The following is a 16202-nucleotide window of genomic DNA, read 5'->3' as shown; positions in this document are numbered from 1 at the left end:
GAAGAGGGTCTCCGCTTCGCCATCCGCGAGGGTGGCCGCACCGTCGGCGCCGGCGTCGTGACCAAGATCCTTGATTAACGCCTGAGGCCGGATTCGCTGAGCTGCCGGTGGCCTTGCCGCCGCCGGCAGCTTCAAAGTGAAGGGTATACAATGGCCGTGGCCAAAGATACAGAGCGCGACATTCAAGAAAACATCCTCGTGCGCACGTTTCGCGAGACGCGCAGCGAGTTACGGCAAGTCGTTTGGCCAAGCCGCGAAGAGACGATTCGCCTGACGGTGCTCGTGATTGCGGTGTCGTTGGTGATCGGGTTGCTGCTGTTTATTGGTGATTCGATCTTCACCTTCCTCTACACGAGCCTCGTGAGCCTCGTCCAGTAAGCTGTTCGCGAACGGGGGCTGCCCATGTCTGAGGAAAAAGAAAAAGAGACTGATGATCGGCGCTGGTACGTGATTCACACGTACTCCGGCTACGAGAATAAAGTGAAGCAAAATCTGGAGCATCGCATTGCTTCGATGGAGATGCAAGACCAGATTTTCCGTGTCATTGTGCCGACCGAAGAAGAGATTGAAATCAAGAATGGCCAGCGCCGCACGGTCAACAAGAAGATCTACCCCGGTTATGTCTTGGTGCAAATGCGCCTGACCGATGATTCGTGGTATGTGGTGCGCAATACGCCGGGTGTGACGAGCTTTGTCGGGCATGGGAATAAGCCGACCCCGCTTGAGGATGAAGAGGTAAAGGCCATCCTGCGCCAGATGGAGGGCGAAGCGCCGAAGGTGCGCGTCAGCTACCAGAAGGGGCAGGCCGTCAAGATTATCGATGGCCCGTTCACCGATTTCGAGGGTATTGTTGATGCAATCGACCACGAGCGGGGCCGCGTGCGGGTGCTGGTCTCGTTCTTCGGTCGCGAAGCGCCGGTAGAACTTGACTTCTTGCAAGTGACCCGGTTGGTTGAATAAGGTTGTTCCGTTGTCCGTGACCTCGCCGGCTGCGCGAGGGAGGGAAGCATTCCACTGCTTCCCGCTATGTAAGGAGTAGTGTTGTGGCTAAGAAACTTGTCGCAGTTGTCAAGCTGCAATTGCCGGCCGGTAAGGCGACCCCGGCGCCGCCCGTTGGCCCGGCGCTCGGCCAGTACGGCATTAATATCATGGCGTTCGTGAAGGAGTACAATGAGAAGTCGGCTTCACAAGCCGGCAGCATTGTCCCGGTCGAAATCACGATCTATAGCGATCGCTCCTTCGTTGCACGCCTGTTGACGCCGCCGGCTGCTGACCTGTTGCGCAAGGCTGCTGGCATTCAGAAAGGCGCGAGCAATCCGAAGCGCACGACGGTGGGCTCTATTACTCGTGCCCAGTTGCGCCAGATTGCCCAGCAGAAGCTGCCCGATATGAATGCGAATGATATCGAGGCGGCGGAACGGATTATTGCCGGCACTGCCCGCAGCATGGGCATCAAGATCGTTGAATAAGCGTTGTTAGTTGGTGGGAGGATCAATCGATCCGCCATCACCACCCGGAGTGTTACCATGCCAAAGCACGGAAAAAAGTATCTCGCCGCGCTGGCGAAGATTGATCGCTCGCGTCTCTATACCCCAGCCGAGGCACTGGCGCTGGTGAAAGAGACGTCGTATGCCAAGTTTGATGCGACGGTCGAAGCGCACCTGCGCCTTGGCATCGATCCGCGTCACGCTGATCAGAATATCCGCACGACGGTTGCATTGCCCCACGGTACCGGTAAGACGGTGCGGGTGCTCGTCTTCGCCCAAGGTGAGGCGGTGCAGGCAGCGCTCGATGCCGGCGCTGATTACGCCGGTGGCGATGACTTGATTGCCAAGATCGATCGCGAGAATTTCTTTGATTTCGATGTGGCGATTGCAACCCCCGATATGATGGGGAAGGTTGGTCGCATTGGCCGCAAGCTCGGTCCCCGCGGTCTGATGCCGAACCCCAAGAGCGGTACGATTGTGCCGGCTGCTGATCTCGCTCGCACCATCCGCGAAGTGAAGGGTGGTCGTGTTGAGTTCCGCAATGACAAAACCGGTATTTTGCACGTGGCGATCGGGAAGGTGAGCTTTACCCCGCAGCAGTTGGCCGAAAATTTTGTCGCCTTGATGGATGCAGTCAAGGCAGCGAAGCCAAGTGGTGCGAAAGGAACGTATATCCGTACCGTGACCCTGACCAGCACGATGGGTCCCGGTGTGCCGGTTGATCCGGCAGCGGCGCAAACCTTTAAGCCGTAATAGGTGAATATATCTCATAGCTGCCTGAGACAGCCGGTGAGCATGCGCTCCTAATGGCCCGTTGGGCCGCCGGCCGAGGTGGCGTCTGAGGTGCGATAGTCGTGAGCGTTGTGCTCGCTCTGTCGATAGTGCGCAGTGTTTGGCTGCGCTCATCTCGGTCGCTCGGTCTCAGGACGCGAGCGACCATTTTTATTGTGACTTCAACAGAGAGGAGGTGAGATAGATGCCAACGCAGCGCAAAATTGAAACAGTGCATGAGCTGACCGAGAAGCTGAGCCGCGCCCAGTTGGTCGTGGTGGCCGACTATCGTGGCGATGGTCGCGGCATGAGCGTGGCTGATATGACTGAACTGCGCCGGAAGCTGCGCGAGCACGGCGGCGAGGTCGTGGTGGCGAAGAATACGCTGCTCAAGATTGCCGCCAATCATACCGGTCGCGAGGCGCTTGATTCGTTGCTCTCTGGCCCCACCGCGGTGACCTTTGCATACGATGATGCTGGCAAGGTGGCCAAGGCGCTGCTCGATTATCTCAAGTCGGGCAACAAGAGCTTTACTGTCCGTGGCGCGTTGCTCGGCAAGACGCTGCTGCCAGCCGATGCCCTCGAGCAGGTGACGAAGCTGCCGTCGCGCGAGCAGGCGCTGGCACAGGTGGTCGGCGGAATCGCAGCGCCGGTTTCCGGTGTGGTTGGCGTGCTCAACGCCGCGATCTCCAATGTGCTGTACGTCTTGCAGGCCCGGATTGATCAATTGCAGCCGCAGAATTCGTAATTCGTAGCGGCACAGCGTTGCTGTGCCGTTGGGCACAGCAACGCTGTGCCCGTACCGGGAATTAGGTTATTAGTATCACATAAAGGAGTATACATACCATGTCGAAGATTGATTCGATTATCGAGATGATCGAGGGCCTGAATGTCCTCGAGCTGGTCGAGCTGAAGAAGAAGATGGAGGAGAAGTGGGGCGTGACCGCAGCAGCGCCGGTGATGGCGATGGGTGTGGCTGCGCCGGTGGCTGCCGCCGGTGATGGCGCTGCCGCTGCCGCTCCGGTTGAGGAGAAGACTGAGTTTGATGTCATCCTCAAGGAGGCTGGCCCCAACAGGATTCAGGTCATTAAGGTGGTGCGCGAGCTGACCAGCCTTGGCCTGAAGGAGGCGAAGGATCTGGTTGAGGGTGCGCCCAAGCCGGTGCGCGAGGGTGTGAGCAAGGAAGAGGCTGAGGCGGCCAAGGCCAAGCTGACCGAAGTCGGCGCTGTGGTTGAGGTGAAGTAAGCCGGTTTGCCGCACCTTTGAGTTGGTACGGGCACAGCAGCGCTGTGCCCGTACACTGTTTTAGCAAGGGTGTGGTATAGTACATACCCGATGACGCCAATAGTACCGCGCGCCTTTCGCGCTGTCGAGCAATTTAGCGAACTTTACGCCACCGTCGCGCCGGCGTTGCGCGCGCAGCAAGAACGGGTGCAGGCATGCTTGCGCTCGGCGATCGACCGGCCGGCGTTGCTTGATGCTGCGGTCGCCACGGTGCGCGATCAGCAAGGGATTGTCGCCCTCGAGGCGCCGATCGGCGCTGGCGCAACGACCTTGCTCTGCCAATTGGCGGTACGCTACGATTGGCCGCTCTGGCTAGCCGATGATGATGACGGCGGCGGCGCACTGGCGTTCTACGCTCAAATAGCTGCTCTGCGCCGGCCCTCGCTCCCGTTGATCGATCCAGCGGCGCTGACCGATCCGGCCGCGTGTGAACGGCTGTTGGCCGAAGTGGCCGATCCTTCCCAGCCGTTGGTGTTGCTGGTCAGCGCTCCCGACCGCGATCGGCAGCCGTTACGCTCGCTACCCCTGCCGTTGCCGTTTGATCTCCCCGCCGGGGTGACGCTGGTGATGCACGGTTCATTGCCAGTCGAACCGGATGCGCGTCTCGTTTTACCTGCTGCTGATCGTGAGTTGATCCAAACCCAGACGGCCTTGCTCGAACGGCGCCATTGTCCGCTGGCATGGCGCGCGCCGTTGCTAGCCGCGGCGCAGGGTAATCTGCTCTACTTGAGCTGGGCTGAACGCTGGCTCCATCTCGGGTTGCTCACGAGCGCCGATCTGCCTGCCGATTTAAACCATTTGCTGCTGGATTGGTGGCAAGCGCTGAGCCCAACCGAACGGCGGCTGGCGGTGTTGCTGGCTGCGAGCGGCGAACCGGTGCCAGTAGCGGCGCTGGCCGAGATTAGCGCCGAGTATCCGCATTTGGTGCTCGATCGGTGGGAAGAGCAGGGACTGGTGCATATCAACCTTCGTCGCTTGAGCGATGAAGATTCTCTGTTGCTGGTGCGTTATGCTCATCGCGCTGTGCGCCTCTTTCTGGCGCGCCACGTGCCCCGTGAGATGGATGCCGCTCACGGTGAATTGGCGCAGTGGTGCGCCGAACGCTTGCGGCGCAATCCCCTCGATCCGGTGAACCGGTACCTTGTGCGCCAATTGGCGCGCCATACCGCGCTGTGCCCGCCGGCTCAGCGACCGGCTCATCTGCCGACTGCTGACCAAACTGCGTGGTTGCGCGAACGCGAGTTGCGCGAAGGCTTGGCAGGCGCGTTGCGCGATGCCGGGTGGATGCTGCACGATGCCGCGCATGGCTCACCGTTAGCCTTAGCCCGCACCGCGGCGATCACCGGTACCCTCGCGACCCGGGCTCGCCAACTGAGCGGTGAATTGGTGACGGCGGCATTCCTCACTGCGGTTCAAACCGGTGGTCGCGAGGGCAGCCTGCGCCGGGTGACGGCCATCGTCGAGCAATTGCCCGATGGCGTGCCGAAAGCCGCTGTGCTGCGCCAGCTCGGTGAGGCGTGCTATAGCGTCAATATGCGCAGCGCCGCCATGCGGCTGCTCTCGCGCGCGCTCGATCTTGAGGCGCAACCGGTGTCACGGGCATGGCGCGATGCGCGCGATCAGGCGATCGAGGCCTTGGCGACGGCATGTCTTGAGGCGGGGGATATTGAGCGGGCCTTGGCGTGCGCTGAACAGATCGATCTGCTCGAACGGCGCGCTCACGTTGAGACGCTGGTCGTGCGCCGGTTATTGGCCGATGGCCAGTATGACCACGCATGGCGGCTGTCGCGCGCGATTCTGCACGAGAACCGGGCCGCATGGGCGCAGGCTGAAGTGGCGGTTGCACTAGCCCGGATCGGCGATCCACGGGGCGAGATGCTGCTCGAAGAATTGAAGGTGGAGACGGCGCGGGCATGGGCCGAGATTGAGTTGGCATGTGACCTTGCGTTGCGTAACGAAGAGGCGGCGTTACAACGCATAGCGGCCTTGGCTAGCCCGCATCAGCGTGATCGGGGCTTAGCCCGCCTTGCCCGGGTCTTTGCGCTGGCCGAGAAGGACGGTGATGCGCTGGCTGCCGCCGAACGGATTAGCAACCGCGAGTTACGGGTAACGACGCTCCTTGAGTTGCGGTTGTTGTTGCAAGGGTTGGTCGCCAATCTCGCCACCGAGCGCGCAACACGCGAGATCGATGCCTTGCAAGGCGAAGATCGACCGATCTTGCTTGCGGCCTTGGCTTCGGCCCACGCCGCCATTGGCCGTAAGGATCGGGCGCTGGCGATTGCGTATCAGTTAAGCGGCGAAGAATTGGAGCGCGCCTTGTCGCGGGTCGCGGTAGCCTGCGCGCAGGCCGGTGATTACGCCGGCGCGCAAGAGGTGTTGGCTGCGATGACCGATGATGATGAGCGTGACTGGGCCCGCGACGAAATTGCGCGCGCTTTGGCCGCTATCGGTGATTGGGAGGCGGCGAGCGCGCAAGCCGCGGCGATTGTGGCCGACGACCAGCGGGCGCGTACCAGCGCTGATCTAGCGATTGCGCGCGCGCGGGCTGGTGATGTGCTGGTTGCCGTCGATATGATCCGCGCAATCGAGGTGGCTGCCGAACGCGGGCGGGCGTTGGTTATGATTGCGCCGTTGTTGGCGGCAACCGATACCGGCTTGGCCGACCGTTTGGCTGAAGCATTGCTGGCTGGCGAGGCGCGCAATCGCTACCGCGCAGCCTTGGCTGTTGCGCTCGTCGAACGTGGCGAGGTGACAACGGCTGCCGCTATTGCGCGCCGGATTCGCCGCCGCAATGAACGGGTGCGCGCTGAATTGGCGATCGTAGCGGCGCTCGATCCATCCGATCCGATAACGCTGCACCGGCTGGCGAGCACACTGGCCAAGGCGGCGATTGGGCGCGAGGAAATGTTTCATGCGCTGAGCTTGGTTGTGCCGATGTTGCAGCGCATGGGTGGTACGCCGTTGTTGGCCGAACTGGCGGCGGCGATTGTCGCCGATGATCGCGCTTAGCGTATCCGGCTTTTAGCTAGCCGGCAACAGCGTCTCCTCAACCTGCTTCGCACCGGCCAAAAACAAAGCGCCGCGAACACCCAGAGGAACTCGCGTACCGTTGCTACCTCTCGGTCCTGGCGGGGTTCCGCAAGTATCTGCCGTTCGCGGCACTAGTTCATTATACCCCAAAATCGCGATTGCGCAACTCTTGCATCTACGAATAGGCGTGGTATTATTCGAGACAACTGTAGTTGTAGGAGGATGCATGAGCAACGAAACCACGCCTCGCCCCGTCAAGCGTTATGCGCGCATTGCCCCCCTCTACAAAGCGCTGATCTGGACATCGTTCATCATGAACGCGGTGCTGCTGGTGGTGCTAGGGATTGTGATTGGGATTTTGGCGATGAACCAGCGCCAAGTGGCGCAATTGGCCGAGAATTTGCCGGCCTTCGCCGCCAATAATCTGGCTGAGCTGCAAGATGTCGTGAACCATCTTGAGTCAGCGACGATTGTCTACACGGTGCCGCTAAGCACACGCTTGCCGATCGAGCTGGATGTGCCGATCAATGGCGCAACGATTATGACCGAGCGCAATGTGGTGAAGTTGACCGAGCCGGTTTCGTTGCAGGCGCCGGCCCAAATCGCGTTTCCCGGCGGCGGCGGCAATCTCAATGCCAGCGTGGCGATTGTCTTGCCCGCCGGGCTTGAGTTGCCGGTCGATTTGAATATGAATGTCAAGCTGGTGACATCGATCCCGGTTGAACTTGATGTGCCGGTGAACATCCCGCTTGCCGAGACCGAACTGGGACCGCAGTTCACCCGGCTTAGCGCGATTGTCGACCGGCTGGTCGAGCCGGTCGCGCCGCTGTTGCCGATGCCGGAGACCCCGCCGGATAGCAGCAAGCGGCAATAACACCCAATCGCGAAGGGTTTACCCGGATGGCGCTCGCTGCCAAAGGTGGCGTCACCGGATGGATGGCGGCAGGGTAGCTGCCGTCATCCATCCCTGTCGCCTGCGCTCACTCCCCCCGCAGTTGGTCAGGGCCAAAACCGTAGGGCAACAACTCAGCCGGCGTGGTGAGGCGGCGTTCGCTGGCATCGGCGTTGAGCAGAATGATCTGCGCGCGCGGCGCTAACTCAAAGATCACCTGCCGGCACGCGCCGCATGGGCTGGCGACGGTGGCGGTCGGCGTCACCACTGCTAGCGCCGTCACCGGCCCGGCAGCGGCCATGTGCGCGCTGAATAGCGCCACCCGCTCGGCGCAGATGGTCAGCGGGTACGAGGCATTCTCAATGTTTGCGCCGCTAAAGATGTGCCCATCCGCCGTGAGTACGGCTGCGCCAACGGCAAACTGCGAATAGGGTGCGTAGGCGCGGCTTTGGGCCGCTAACGCTGCGGCCACGAGTCGATCAAGGACTGCTTGATCCATGCGCTTCTTTGGTCAGCGGCAACATAGGCTTCTCGGCCTCCGCCGGCGCTGCCGCCTCTACCTCTTCCGGCGTTTGCCGCACAATGCGCAACCGTTCAGCGCGGATGCCTTTCAATGAGAGCACCGTGATCGTGACATCACCGCATGTCACTTCGTCACCCACCCGCGGAATCCGCCCCAACTGCTCGTACACCAAGCCGCCAATCCGGTCGGCAGTCGTTTCCGGGAATTCGACTTCCAGCAGTTCGGCCACATCATCAATCGGCACACGGGCATCGACGATGAACTCGCGCGGCCCTACTTCCACAATCGCCGGCTCTTCGGTGTCGTACTCGTCGCGGATTTCGCCCACGATCTGCTCGATCAAATCCTCTAGGGTGACAATGCCGGCGGTGCCGCCGTATTCATCAACCACGATCGCCATGTGAACGCGCCGGCGTTGCAAATCTTCCAAGAGCGCCTTGACCTTCATCGTCACCGGCACAAAATAGGCCGGGCGCAGCAGATCGCGCAGCGGTGTATCGCGCTTGCCGTCGCGCAAGACGGGGATGAGGTCTTTGGCGTACAGAATGCCGACCACATTGTCGATCGTCTCTTCGTAGACCGGAATGCGCGAGTGGCCGCGAGTGATCGCCATATCGAGCGCGCGCTCAAGCGAGCTATTGACTTCGAGCGCAGCCACATCAACCCGCGGGATCATAATCTCGCGCACCAGCGTATCGCCAAAATCCATCACACCCTCGATCATCTCACGCTCTTCGTGCTCGATCCAACCCGCCTCTTCACCGGCGCTCATCATCAGGCGCAGCTCTTCTTCCGTCACCAATGGCGTCGGCGGGGCCGGTTTGCCGCTCAAGAGGGTGAAAATGGGACGGGTAATGGCGTTGATCACGGCCATTAACGGCCACAAGATCGTGGCGACGATCACCAGCGGGCGGGCTAGCACCACCACGGTGGTGTCGGGGTTGCGGCGCGCGAGCGCCTTGGCCACCACTTCGCTGAGCAACAGAATCGCAAACAGCAGGGTGGCTAGACCGCCGATCATCGCGTTGGCGCCATACGGCGCGGTGAGTTGGATGGTCAGCGCGGTTACGGTGATGGTCAAAACGGCATTCAGAAAGATAATAGCCGACTTGATCCGGTACGGTTCATCGAGGAAATGGGCTGTGAAGCGGCGCGAGCCAAGACCAGCCGAGGCGAGCAGGGCGCTCAGGCGCGGACGGCTCACCGTCATCAAGACCGTATCGGCTGCCGAGGTAATGCCGAGGAACATGAGGCACAGGCCAATGCCGATCATCAGCGAACTAGGGCCGGGGTCCTCCAAGCGAATCATCCTCCTTTCCGCGGAACAGAGTGGCGCGCATCACTCTGCGGGTGCGCCCGAATGCTCCGTTGCCTTCGGGCGCATCATTGCCGCGTGATTACGAAAACAGCGCGCTCAGCGACAGATCTTTGTGGATCCGCATAATCGCTTCGGCAAACAGCGGCGCGACGCTGATCGTGCGTACCCGCGCGGCGGTTGCCTCAGGCGGTTGAGGAATGGTGTTGGTGATAATTGTCTCGATCAGATCAGATTTGGCGATCAGTTGCAATGCATTATCGGCGAAGATGCCGTGGGTTGCGCAGGCGTAGACGGCGCGCGCGCCGCGGGCCAGCAGGGTCTGGGCCGCTTCGATCAGCGTGCCGCCGGTCGAGATCATATCATCAACAATGATGGCCGTCTTGCCCTCGACTTCGCCGACCATTTCGATCACTTCGGCGGTGTCGGGTTCGAGCCGCTGCTTGGCGATAATCGCCAACCCGGCCCCGATTCGTTCGCGGAAGCGGTTGGCCCGCCCCACGCCGCCGGCATCGGGCGAAACCACCACCGGATTGGGCAGGTTCAGCTCGCGAATATAGTCGGCCAAAAGCGGCGACGCCTGCAAATGATCGACCGGAATGTCGAAGAAGCCTTCGATCGCTGGCGCGTGGAGATCCATCGTCAGTACCCGGTCGGCGCCGGCAGTGCGGATCAAGTTGGCGACCAGCTTCGCCGTAATCGGCTCGCGACCCGATGTCTTCTTTTCTTGCTTGGCGTAGCCGTAGTACGGAATGACCGCCGTTACCCGCGCCGCTGACGCGCGCCGGAAAGCGTCGATCATAATCAACAGTTCCATCAGATGGTGATCCACCGGCGTGCAGGTGGGCTGGATCACAAACACATCGCAGCCGCGCACATTGTCGTGGATCTTGACCCGCGTCTCGCCGTTCTTGAACGTGCCGACCAGCGCCCGCCCCAGATTGATGCGCAGGTTGCGGGCAATCTCTTGCGCTAACGCCGGGTTGGCGTTGCCGGTGAAAATGAGCAGGCGACCATCCATGATGCAGTCGTTCTTTCTTGAATAGAAACGCGCAGCGAGCATGCTCACTGCGCACGTATCAATTGGCCGAGCCAGAGATCCTGACCACCATCGCCGAGAGCAGATTGTGTGGGTTCAGTCGTTTCATTGCCTGTGGCACGGTTGTTGCCGTGGCTGCCGGGCTAGGACTCGAACCTAGACTAACGGATCCAAAGTCCGCTGTGCTACCATTACACCACCCGGCATCACGCTGAGTATTATACCATAAGCTTGAAATTGTGTTGTCAATCGCGCGCTGTATGTGGTTGGCCGCTCTATGCTACACTAAGAGCGGTATCACCCAATCCAAGGAGTGTTCGCATGACCGATACCCAAAAGATCATCTTCTCGATGTACCGGGTGGGCAAGGTGGTGCCCCCCAATCGCGAAATCCTGAAAGATATCAGCCTCTCGTTTTTCTACGGGGCCAAGATCGGCGTGATCGGCGCCAATGGTTCGGGCAAGAGTTCGCTCTTGCGGATTATGGCTGGTCTCGACCACGATTACAACGGTGAGATTACCCGCGCTCCCGGCTATACGGTTGGCTTGCTCGAACAAGAGCCACACCTCGATAATGCCAAGACGGTGCGCGAGGTGGTCGAAGAGGGCATGGCCGAGACGGTGGCTCTGCTGCGCCGTTACGACGAGATCACCGAGCAGTTTAACAATCCCGATGCCGATTACGATACGCTGATCGCCGAGCAGGCCGAACTGCAAGACAAGATCGATCACGTTGACGGCTGGAATCTCGATAGCCGGCTAGAACTGGCGATGGACGCGCTGCGCTGCCCGCCGGGAGATACGCCGGTGGCGGTGTTGTCGGGCGGCGAACGCCGCCGGGTGGCGCTCTGCCGGTTGCTGTTGCAGCAGCCTGATATTCTGCTGCTTGATGAGCCGACCAACCATCTGGACGCCGAATCGGTGGCGTGGCTGGAACGGCATCTGCAAGAGTACAAGGGCACCGTGATCGCGGTCACCCACGATCGCCACTTCCTCAACAATGTCGCCGGTTGGATTCTCGAACTCGAACGCGGGCAGGGCATTCCGTGGCGTGGCAACTATTCGAGCTGGCTTGAGCAGAAGCGGCAGAAACTGGCCGAAACCGAGAAGGCCGAATCGCAGCGCCAAAAGGCTCTCCAGCGTGAGTTGGAATGGATCAATATGGCTCCCAAGGGCCGCCATGCCAAGTCGAAGGCGCGTATCGCCGCCTACGAGCGCCTGCTCAGCGAGAGCCAAGATCAGCGTGATCGCGAGCTGGAAATCTATATTCCACCCGGCCCTCGTCTCGGCGATCTGGTGATCCGGGCCACCAATGTGACCAAAGCCTACGGCGACAAGCTGCTCTACGAAAACCTGAGCTTTGATGTGCCGCCGGGAGCGATTGTCGGCATTGTCGGCCCCAACGGCGCCGGCAAGACAACCCTCTTCCGCATGATCGTCGGCCAAGAGCAACCTGATAGCGGCACGCTCGCCGTTGGCGCGTCCGTCAAGCTTGGCTACGTCGATCAGAGCCGCGAGGTGCTCGATCCCAAGCAAACCGTCTGGGAAGCGATCACCGAAGGGAACGACCAGATTGTGCTGGGGGGGCGGCAAGTCAACTCACGCGCCTACTGCGCCCGCTTCAACTTTAGCGGCAGCGATCAGCAGAAACTGGTGGGCAGCCTTTCGGGTGGCGAGCGCAACCGCGTCCACCTTGCTCGCATCCTCAAGTCGGGGGCGAACGTCTTGCTGCTCGACGAGCCGACCAACGATCTCGATGTGCATACCCTGCGCGCACTGGAAGAAGGGTTAGAGAATTTTGCCGGCTGCGCGCTGATCATCTCGCACGACCGCTGGTTCCTCGATCGCGTTGCCACCCACATTCTCGCCTTTGAAGGCGATAGCCAAGTGGTTTGGTTCCCCGGCACCTATTCGGAATACGCCGCCGATTATCGCCGCCGCAAAGGGGCCGAGGCCGATCACCCGCACCGGATTGTCTACCGTAAATTGACGCGGTGATGGCGACGGTGGGGGCGCACGGAAGTGCGCCCCTACCTTTTTAGTGGATTGTTACCGGGAAGGGGGCGCGTATGCGTGCTCTCGTTACGTTCCTGCTCGTAGGGCTACTCGCCGGTTGCGTATTGCCTCTTGCTACGGAGCCAATTCCCACTGCCACGCTACCCCCATCGCCGCATCCAATGCCAGTGGCGATGTTAGCACCCACTCCTACAGTGACGATGATCGGCGAACCGTCAACGCCGCCCAGCTTCGATGGATTTAACGCTGAACGGGCCTTGGCAGCGCCGTTGCTGCAGGTCGATGCGGTGCGTGCCGTTCAACTTGATCAAACTGGCGAGGCATGGTTTCGCATTGACTTGCCAGCCGGCCAAGCCTATGAATTGTTTACCACCAATCGTTCTGAGGGTTTTGACCCGGTCTTAGCTCTCTTTAACCAACATGGAGATCAGCTAGCATATAACGATGATATTGATGGGGCGTCATCACGCATCGTCTATTGGCCGGATGAATCAGTGACGCTCTTTGTCTGGTTAGGCAGCGTTTCGCCCTCACCTGCTGGCGCCTCCTGTCAATTGCACCTGCGCGCGGTAGCGTTGCCGCCTGCTGATGCCTTTGAACCCGATGACACTCGCGATCAAGCGCAACCAATCGCTCTTGGCGAGGTGCAACATCGGCGCTTTACCCATTCCGGCGATGTTGACTGGGTGCGCTTCGAGGCTCAAGCTGGTCAAATCTACCTCTTCCGCACCTTCGATCTGGGAGAAGGAGTGGATACGGTATTAGAGCTCTATGATGGGCGTGGTCGTAAGCTGGCTGACAATGATGATACGTCTGAAGGAGTTGCTTCAGCCATCGTCTATGCCAGCGACGTAACTGAAACGTTGTATCTAAAAGTGTCGTTGCATGCTCCGCGTCTGTTAGACTCGACGTACCGGCTAACGGCCACGATCTTTGCTCCCGCGCCGCCCGATGCGTACGAACCAAACAATGGATTCGCCGCTGCGCATCCGATTATGGCGGGCGAAACGCAGCAACATACCATCAGCGACGAGCAAGATAGTGATTGGTTGGCGCTCACAACACGCGCTGGCTACGCCTATCGCGTTACCTTGCAAGCAGATCAGTTCGGAGTCGATATTGGGCTGAAGCTGATCGATCCTGCTGGTGCGGTGCTGGCTTTTCCTAAATGTGTTAATGAAATCACTTGTGAAGTGACTTATGTAGCTGATGACGATACAACCGTTTTTCTCGTTATTCAACCTTTACGCCTCTTCATCAACAATACTGGTTATCTGGTGCGTGTCGAAGAGGTGTTAGCGATTGCTCCTGATGCCTACGAGCCGGACAATGAGGTTGGCGCTGCGCATCCCATCGCCGTTGGCGAGACTCAACAACGCACGCTCCGTTCGACCTATGAGGCGGATTTCGTGCGTGTTCGTGTACGTGCCGGCGAAGCGTACCTCTTGCGCGCAACGTCTATGCGAGATGAATTAGCGCTATCGCTTCAGTTGCTCAATAGCGAGGGGGTCTCTCTTGTGGCTGATAGTTTGATTGAAACGGATGATGGTATTCAACTGCGCTACTTAGCCAATGCTGATGCCACCCTCTATCTCCGCATCACGGCCAGTAGGGCGCCCCTGATCGGTGCGCCGTATCAATTGTCGCTAGACACGAGCCCGCTTCCCCAACCCGATCCTTACGAACCTGACAACGACGACCAAAGCGCACGCCCGATCGCAGCAGGTGAAACCCAACAGCGCAATTTTCTTGGTTATGGGGATGAAGACTGGCTCAGGCTTGATCTCCAAGCCGGCCAGACCTATCTCATCGAGACGTTTGATCTTGCCGAGGGGGTTGATACCCGCATCGTGCTGTTCAATGAGCACATGAGTACGCTTGTTGCCAACGATAATAGCAATAGCGATGGTTACGCTTCACGGATCGAGTTCCGCCCGCCGCGCAGTGCGACCTACTATCTCTGCATCAGTAATCTTGGCCATACCTATTCCGGTGAACGATACCGCGTGCGGCTCAGCGTGCGGTAGCCGGTTGGCGTGGTGCGTTGCCCGATGCGCTCTCCGCTTGTCATTGCGAGCCGCGCGTAGGGGCAGAGCGTTGCTCTGCCCGCGCGCGGCGAAGCCATTGCAATGCGCTCAGGCATGGGTTGCGCTAAAGAGGAAGATTACTTCGGTCGGGTGGCGCCCGCTGCGCTGGTCGCCACCACTCCCGCGCAATGACAGGAGGGGCGCTACGCGCTTGCGCAATGACATAAGCTACCCTTCGCGCCCTTGCTATGCCCCTGCCTTGACGCCCTTAGCGCATGTCGGCTACAATATTTTGCCTGCAACTATCGTCACGATCTGCAAAGGAGCGCGTCATGACTGCTCATACCGACACGGCAAGGATGCCTGCTGAGTATATGCCCGAACCGGTGCCCGGCCCGCGCGCACAGGCGCTGGTGGCCCGCGATCGCGAAGTGATTGCGCCGTTGGGGCGCGTGTATCCGCTCGCCATCGATCATGCGCAGGGTTGTGAAGTGTGGGATGTCGATGGGAACCGGTTCCTCGATATGAACGCGGGGATTGCCGTGCTGGCCGCCGGTCATTGCCATCCGCGCCTGATCAAGGTGGCGCAAGAGCAGTTGCAGCGGTTTACCCACATGGCCGGCACCGATTTTTACAACGAGCCGATGGTGCGGGCTGCCGAGAAGCTGGTTTCGCTCATGCCCGGCGGCAAGGATTGGCAGGTCTTTTTCACCAATAGCGGCACCGAAGCGGTCGAGGCGAGCATTAAATTGGCCCGCTACGCCACCGGTCGCCAGAATATTATCGCTTTCTACGGCGCATTTCACGGGCGCAGCTACGGTAGCCTCTCGCTGACGGCCTCGAAGCCGCGCCAGCGCCGCGGCTTTTTCCCGCTCTTGCCCGGCGTGAGCCATACCTATTACCCGAATTGTTATCGCTGTCCGATTAACCTCCAATTCCCTTCGTGCGAAATCGCGTGTCTTGATTTGATCGAGCGCACGCTCTTCAAGACCACCACGCCGCCGGAAGAGGTAGCCGCGATTATCATTGAGCCGATTCAAGGCGAAGGCGGTTATGTCGTCCCTCCTCCCGGTGCGCTGGCCCGCTTGCGCTCGATCTGCGATCGCTACGGCATCCTGCTGATCGTGGATGAAGTGCAGAGCGGCATTGGCCGCACCGGCAAGATGTGGGCCTTCGAGCACGAGGGCATTGTGCCTGATATTGTGGCCTCGGCCAAAGGGTTGGGCGGCGGCTTGCCGCTCGGGGCCATGATCGCGCGCACCGAATTGGCGCGCCAGTGGCAACCCGGTTCGCACGGCAATACCTACGGCGGCAATGGCCTCACCTGCGCCGTGGCGTATGAATTGCTCTGTATGGTCGAAGAGGAATTGATGGCGAACGCGGCAACGGTTGGCGCGTATCTGCTTGAACAATTGCAGGCGTTGCAGCAACGCTTCCCGCAGATTGGCGCCGTGCGCGGGCGCGGGTTGATGATCGGGGTCGAGTTTGTTGATGACCAAGGCAACCCTGCCGGCGCGCTGGCCGATGCCGTCATGGAAGAGAGCTTCCGCAAGGGGTTGCTGGTGTTGACCTGTGGCGCTTCGACCATCCGGTTCTGCCCGCCGCTGACCGTGACCATGGCGCAGGTAGATGAGGCCGTGGCCCGGTTTGCGTTGGCGATTGAAGCATGCGTTGCTGGCTAAGGTAGCGCCGCCGATGATGCATAGTTGGCGTCTTAGCGGTATACTGGTAAGAGAAGATAAGCTGGCCGGCCCAACTGCAATCAGGCAGTGATGGCGGCTAGTCTGCTGTGGGTACGCCGTTTTGATGGATTAATCG

The 16202-nt window shown here is 60.1% G+C and carries 15 protein-coding genes, 1 tRNA gene and 1 other RNA gene; 12 read left to right on the top strand and 5 right to left on the bottom strand.

Annotated elements, in window-relative coordinates; translation table 11 throughout:
- From A6A03_RS21095 to A6A03_RS10900, 8 genes are all read left to right on the top strand, one after another.
- On the top strand, positions 1 to 78 hold a 78-nt coding region (locus A6A03_RS21095; protein ID WP_156525324.1), incomplete at its 5' end, for an EF-Tu C-terminal domain-related protein.
- A 120-nt stretch (positions 79 to 198) separates the two neighbouring features.
- Entirely contained in the window at positions 199 to 378 is a 180-nt protein-coding gene (gene secE, locus A6A03_RS10930) for a preprotein translocase subunit SecE (protein ID WP_245668954.1), read from the top strand.
- 24 nt (positions 379 to 402) lie between these two features.
- Positions 403 to 960, top strand: coding sequence for a transcription termination/antitermination protein NusG (gene nusG, locus A6A03_RS10925; RefSeq protein ID WP_066787822.1), 558 nt, complete (start codon positions 403 to 405; stop codon positions 958 to 960).
- 83 nt (positions 961 to 1043) lie between these two features.
- On the top strand, positions 1044 to 1469 hold the full coding sequence (gene rplK / locus A6A03_RS10920) for a 50S ribosomal protein L11 (protein WP_066787819.1): 426 nt from the start codon (positions 1044 to 1046) through the stop codon (positions 1467 to 1469).
- A 57-nt stretch (positions 1470 to 1526) separates the two neighbouring features.
- A complete protein-coding gene (gene rplA, locus A6A03_RS10915) occupies positions 1527 to 2240 on the top strand; it encodes a 50S ribosomal protein L1 (protein WP_066787816.1) in 714 nt (237 codons plus the stop codon).
- A 223-nt stretch (positions 2241 to 2463) separates the two neighbouring features.
- Positions 2464 to 3006 carry a 50S ribosomal protein L10 gene (gene rplJ, locus A6A03_RS10910; RefSeq protein ID WP_066787813.1) on the top strand — a complete coding sequence of 181 codons (543 nt, stop codon included), beginning with the start codon at positions 2464 to 2466 and terminating at the stop codon, positions 3004 to 3006.
- Positions 3007 to 3104: 98 nt separating this feature from the next.
- The gene (rplL, locus tag A6A03_RS10905) at positions 3105 to 3503 is read left to right on the top strand and encodes a 50S ribosomal protein L7/L12 (protein WP_066787811.1); all 399 of its coding nucleotides are present in this window, start codon (positions 3105 to 3107) and stop codon (positions 3501 to 3503) included.
- Between the two features lie 90 nt (positions 3504 to 3593).
- A complete protein-coding gene (locus A6A03_RS10900; protein ID WP_066787808.1) occupies positions 3594 to 6551 on the top strand; it encodes a hypothetical protein in 2958 nt (985 codons plus the stop codon).
- A gap of 58 nt (positions 6552 to 6609) precedes the next feature.
- Here A6A03_RS10900 and ffs read toward each other — a convergent pair.
- Positions 6610 to 6708, bottom strand: an RNA gene (gene ffs, locus A6A03_RS10895) — signal recognition particle sRNA small type.
- Positions 6709 to 6798: 90 nt separating this feature from the next.
- Between ffs and A6A03_RS10890 the strand changes: the two genes are divergently transcribed.
- Complete coding sequence (locus A6A03_RS10890) at positions 6799 to 7446, top strand: hypothetical protein (RefSeq protein ID WP_066787799.1); 648 nt, start codon at positions 6799 to 6801, stop codon at positions 7444 to 7446.
- A 106-nt stretch (positions 7447 to 7552) separates the two neighbouring features.
- Here the strand turns inward: A6A03_RS10890 and cdd are convergent, their stop codons facing one another.
- The 4 genes from cdd to A6A03_RS10870 form a co-directional block, all read right to left on the bottom strand.
- Positions 7553 to 7963 (bottom strand): cytidine deaminase, encoded by a 411-nt coding sequence (cdd, locus tag A6A03_RS10885; protein WP_066787796.1) that lies wholly within the window; start codon positions 7961 to 7963, stop codon positions 7553 to 7555.
- Positions 7944 to 9296: a hemolysin family protein gene (locus A6A03_RS10880; RefSeq protein WP_156525323.1), complete on the bottom strand. Its 1353-nt coding sequence runs from the start codon at positions 9294 to 9296 to the stop codon at positions 7944 to 7946. The genes cdd and A6A03_RS10880 overlap by 20 nt, the downstream gene beginning before the upstream one ends.
- An 88-nt stretch (positions 9297 to 9384) precedes the next feature.
- On the bottom strand, positions 9385 to 10323 hold the full coding sequence (locus A6A03_RS10875) for a ribose-phosphate diphosphokinase (RefSeq protein WP_066787793.1): 939 nt from the start codon (positions 10321 to 10323) through the stop codon (positions 9385 to 9387).
- A gap of 150 nt (positions 10324 to 10473) precedes the next feature.
- Positions 10474 to 10547: transfer RNA gene (locus tag A6A03_RS10870), tRNA-Gln, on the bottom strand.
- Positions 10548 to 10662: 115 nt separating this feature from the next.
- On the opposite strand from A6A03_RS10870, the gene ettA reads away from it, so the two are divergent.
- From ettA to A6A03_RS10855, 3 genes are all read left to right on the top strand, one after another.
- Complete coding sequence (ettA, locus tag A6A03_RS10865) at positions 10663 to 12339, top strand: energy-dependent translational throttle protein EttA (protein ID WP_066787790.1); 1677 nt, start codon at positions 10663 to 10665, stop codon at positions 12337 to 12339.
- 179 nt (positions 12340 to 12518) lie between these two features.
- Positions 12519 to 14384 (top strand): hypothetical protein, encoded by a 1866-nt coding sequence (locus A6A03_RS10860; RefSeq protein WP_156525322.1) that lies wholly within the window; start codon positions 12519 to 12521, stop codon positions 14382 to 14384.
- Between the two features lie 332 nt (positions 14385 to 14716).
- Positions 14717 to 16066 carry an acetyl ornithine aminotransferase family protein gene (locus A6A03_RS10855; RefSeq protein ID WP_066787784.1) on the top strand — a complete coding sequence of 450 codons (1350 nt, stop codon included), beginning with the start codon at positions 14717 to 14719 and terminating at the stop codon, positions 16064 to 16066.
- The last annotated feature ends 136 nt before the right edge of the window (positions 16067 to 16202 follow it).

It is taken from the genome of Chloroflexus islandicus, assembly GCF_001650695.1.
Lineage (GTDB): Bacteria > Chloroflexota > Chloroflexia > Chloroflexales > Chloroflexaceae > Chloroflexus > Chloroflexus islandicus.
This window is presented reverse-complemented; position numbering and strand designations above follow the sequence as displayed.

Bases quoted from the DNA above. Each gene is read 5' to 3' on its own strand.
- nusG (WP_066787822.1), top strand. From the start codon at position 403: ATGTCTGAGGAAAAAGAAAAAGAGACTGATGATCGGCGCTGGTACGTG.
- rplA (WP_066787816.1), top strand. From the start codon at position 1,527: ATGCCAAAGCACGGAAAAAAGTATCTCGCCGCGCTGGCGAAGATTGAT.
- rplJ (WP_066787813.1), top strand. From the start codon at position 2,464: ATGCCAACGCAGCGCAAAATTGAAACAGTGCATGAGCTGACCGAGAAG.
- rplL (WP_066787811.1), top strand. From the start codon at position 3,105: ATGTCGAAGATTGATTCGATTATCGAGATGATCGAGGGCCTGAATGTC.
- A6A03_RS10900 (WP_066787808.1), top strand. From the start codon at position 3,594: ATGACGCCAATAGTACCGCGCGCCTTTCGCGCTGTCGAGCAATTTAGC.
- A6A03_RS10890 (WP_066787799.1), top strand. From the start codon at position 6,799: ATGAGCAACGAAACCACGCCTCGCCCCGTCAAGCGTTATGCGCGCATT.
- cdd (WP_066787796.1), bottom strand. From the start codon at position 7,963: ATGGATCAAGCAGTCCTTGATCGACTCGTGGCCGCAGCGTTAGCGGCC.
- A6A03_RS10880 (WP_156525323.1), bottom strand. From the start codon at position 9,296: ATGATTCGCTTGGAGGACCCCGGCCCTAGTTCGCTGATGATCGGCATT.
- A6A03_RS10875 (WP_066787793.1), bottom strand. From the start codon at position 10,323: ATGGATGGTCGCCTGCTCATTTTCACCGGCAACGCCAACCCGGCGTTA.
- ettA (WP_066787790.1), top strand. From the start codon at position 10,663: ATGACCGATACCCAAAAGATCATCTTCTCGATGTACCGGGTGGGCAAG.
- A6A03_RS10860 (WP_156525322.1), top strand. From the start codon at position 12,519: ATGCCAGTGGCGATGTTAGCACCCACTCCTACAGTGACGATGATCGGC.
- A6A03_RS10855 (WP_066787784.1), top strand. From the start codon at position 14,717: ATGACTGCTCATACCGACACGGCAAGGATGCCTGCTGAGTATATGCCC.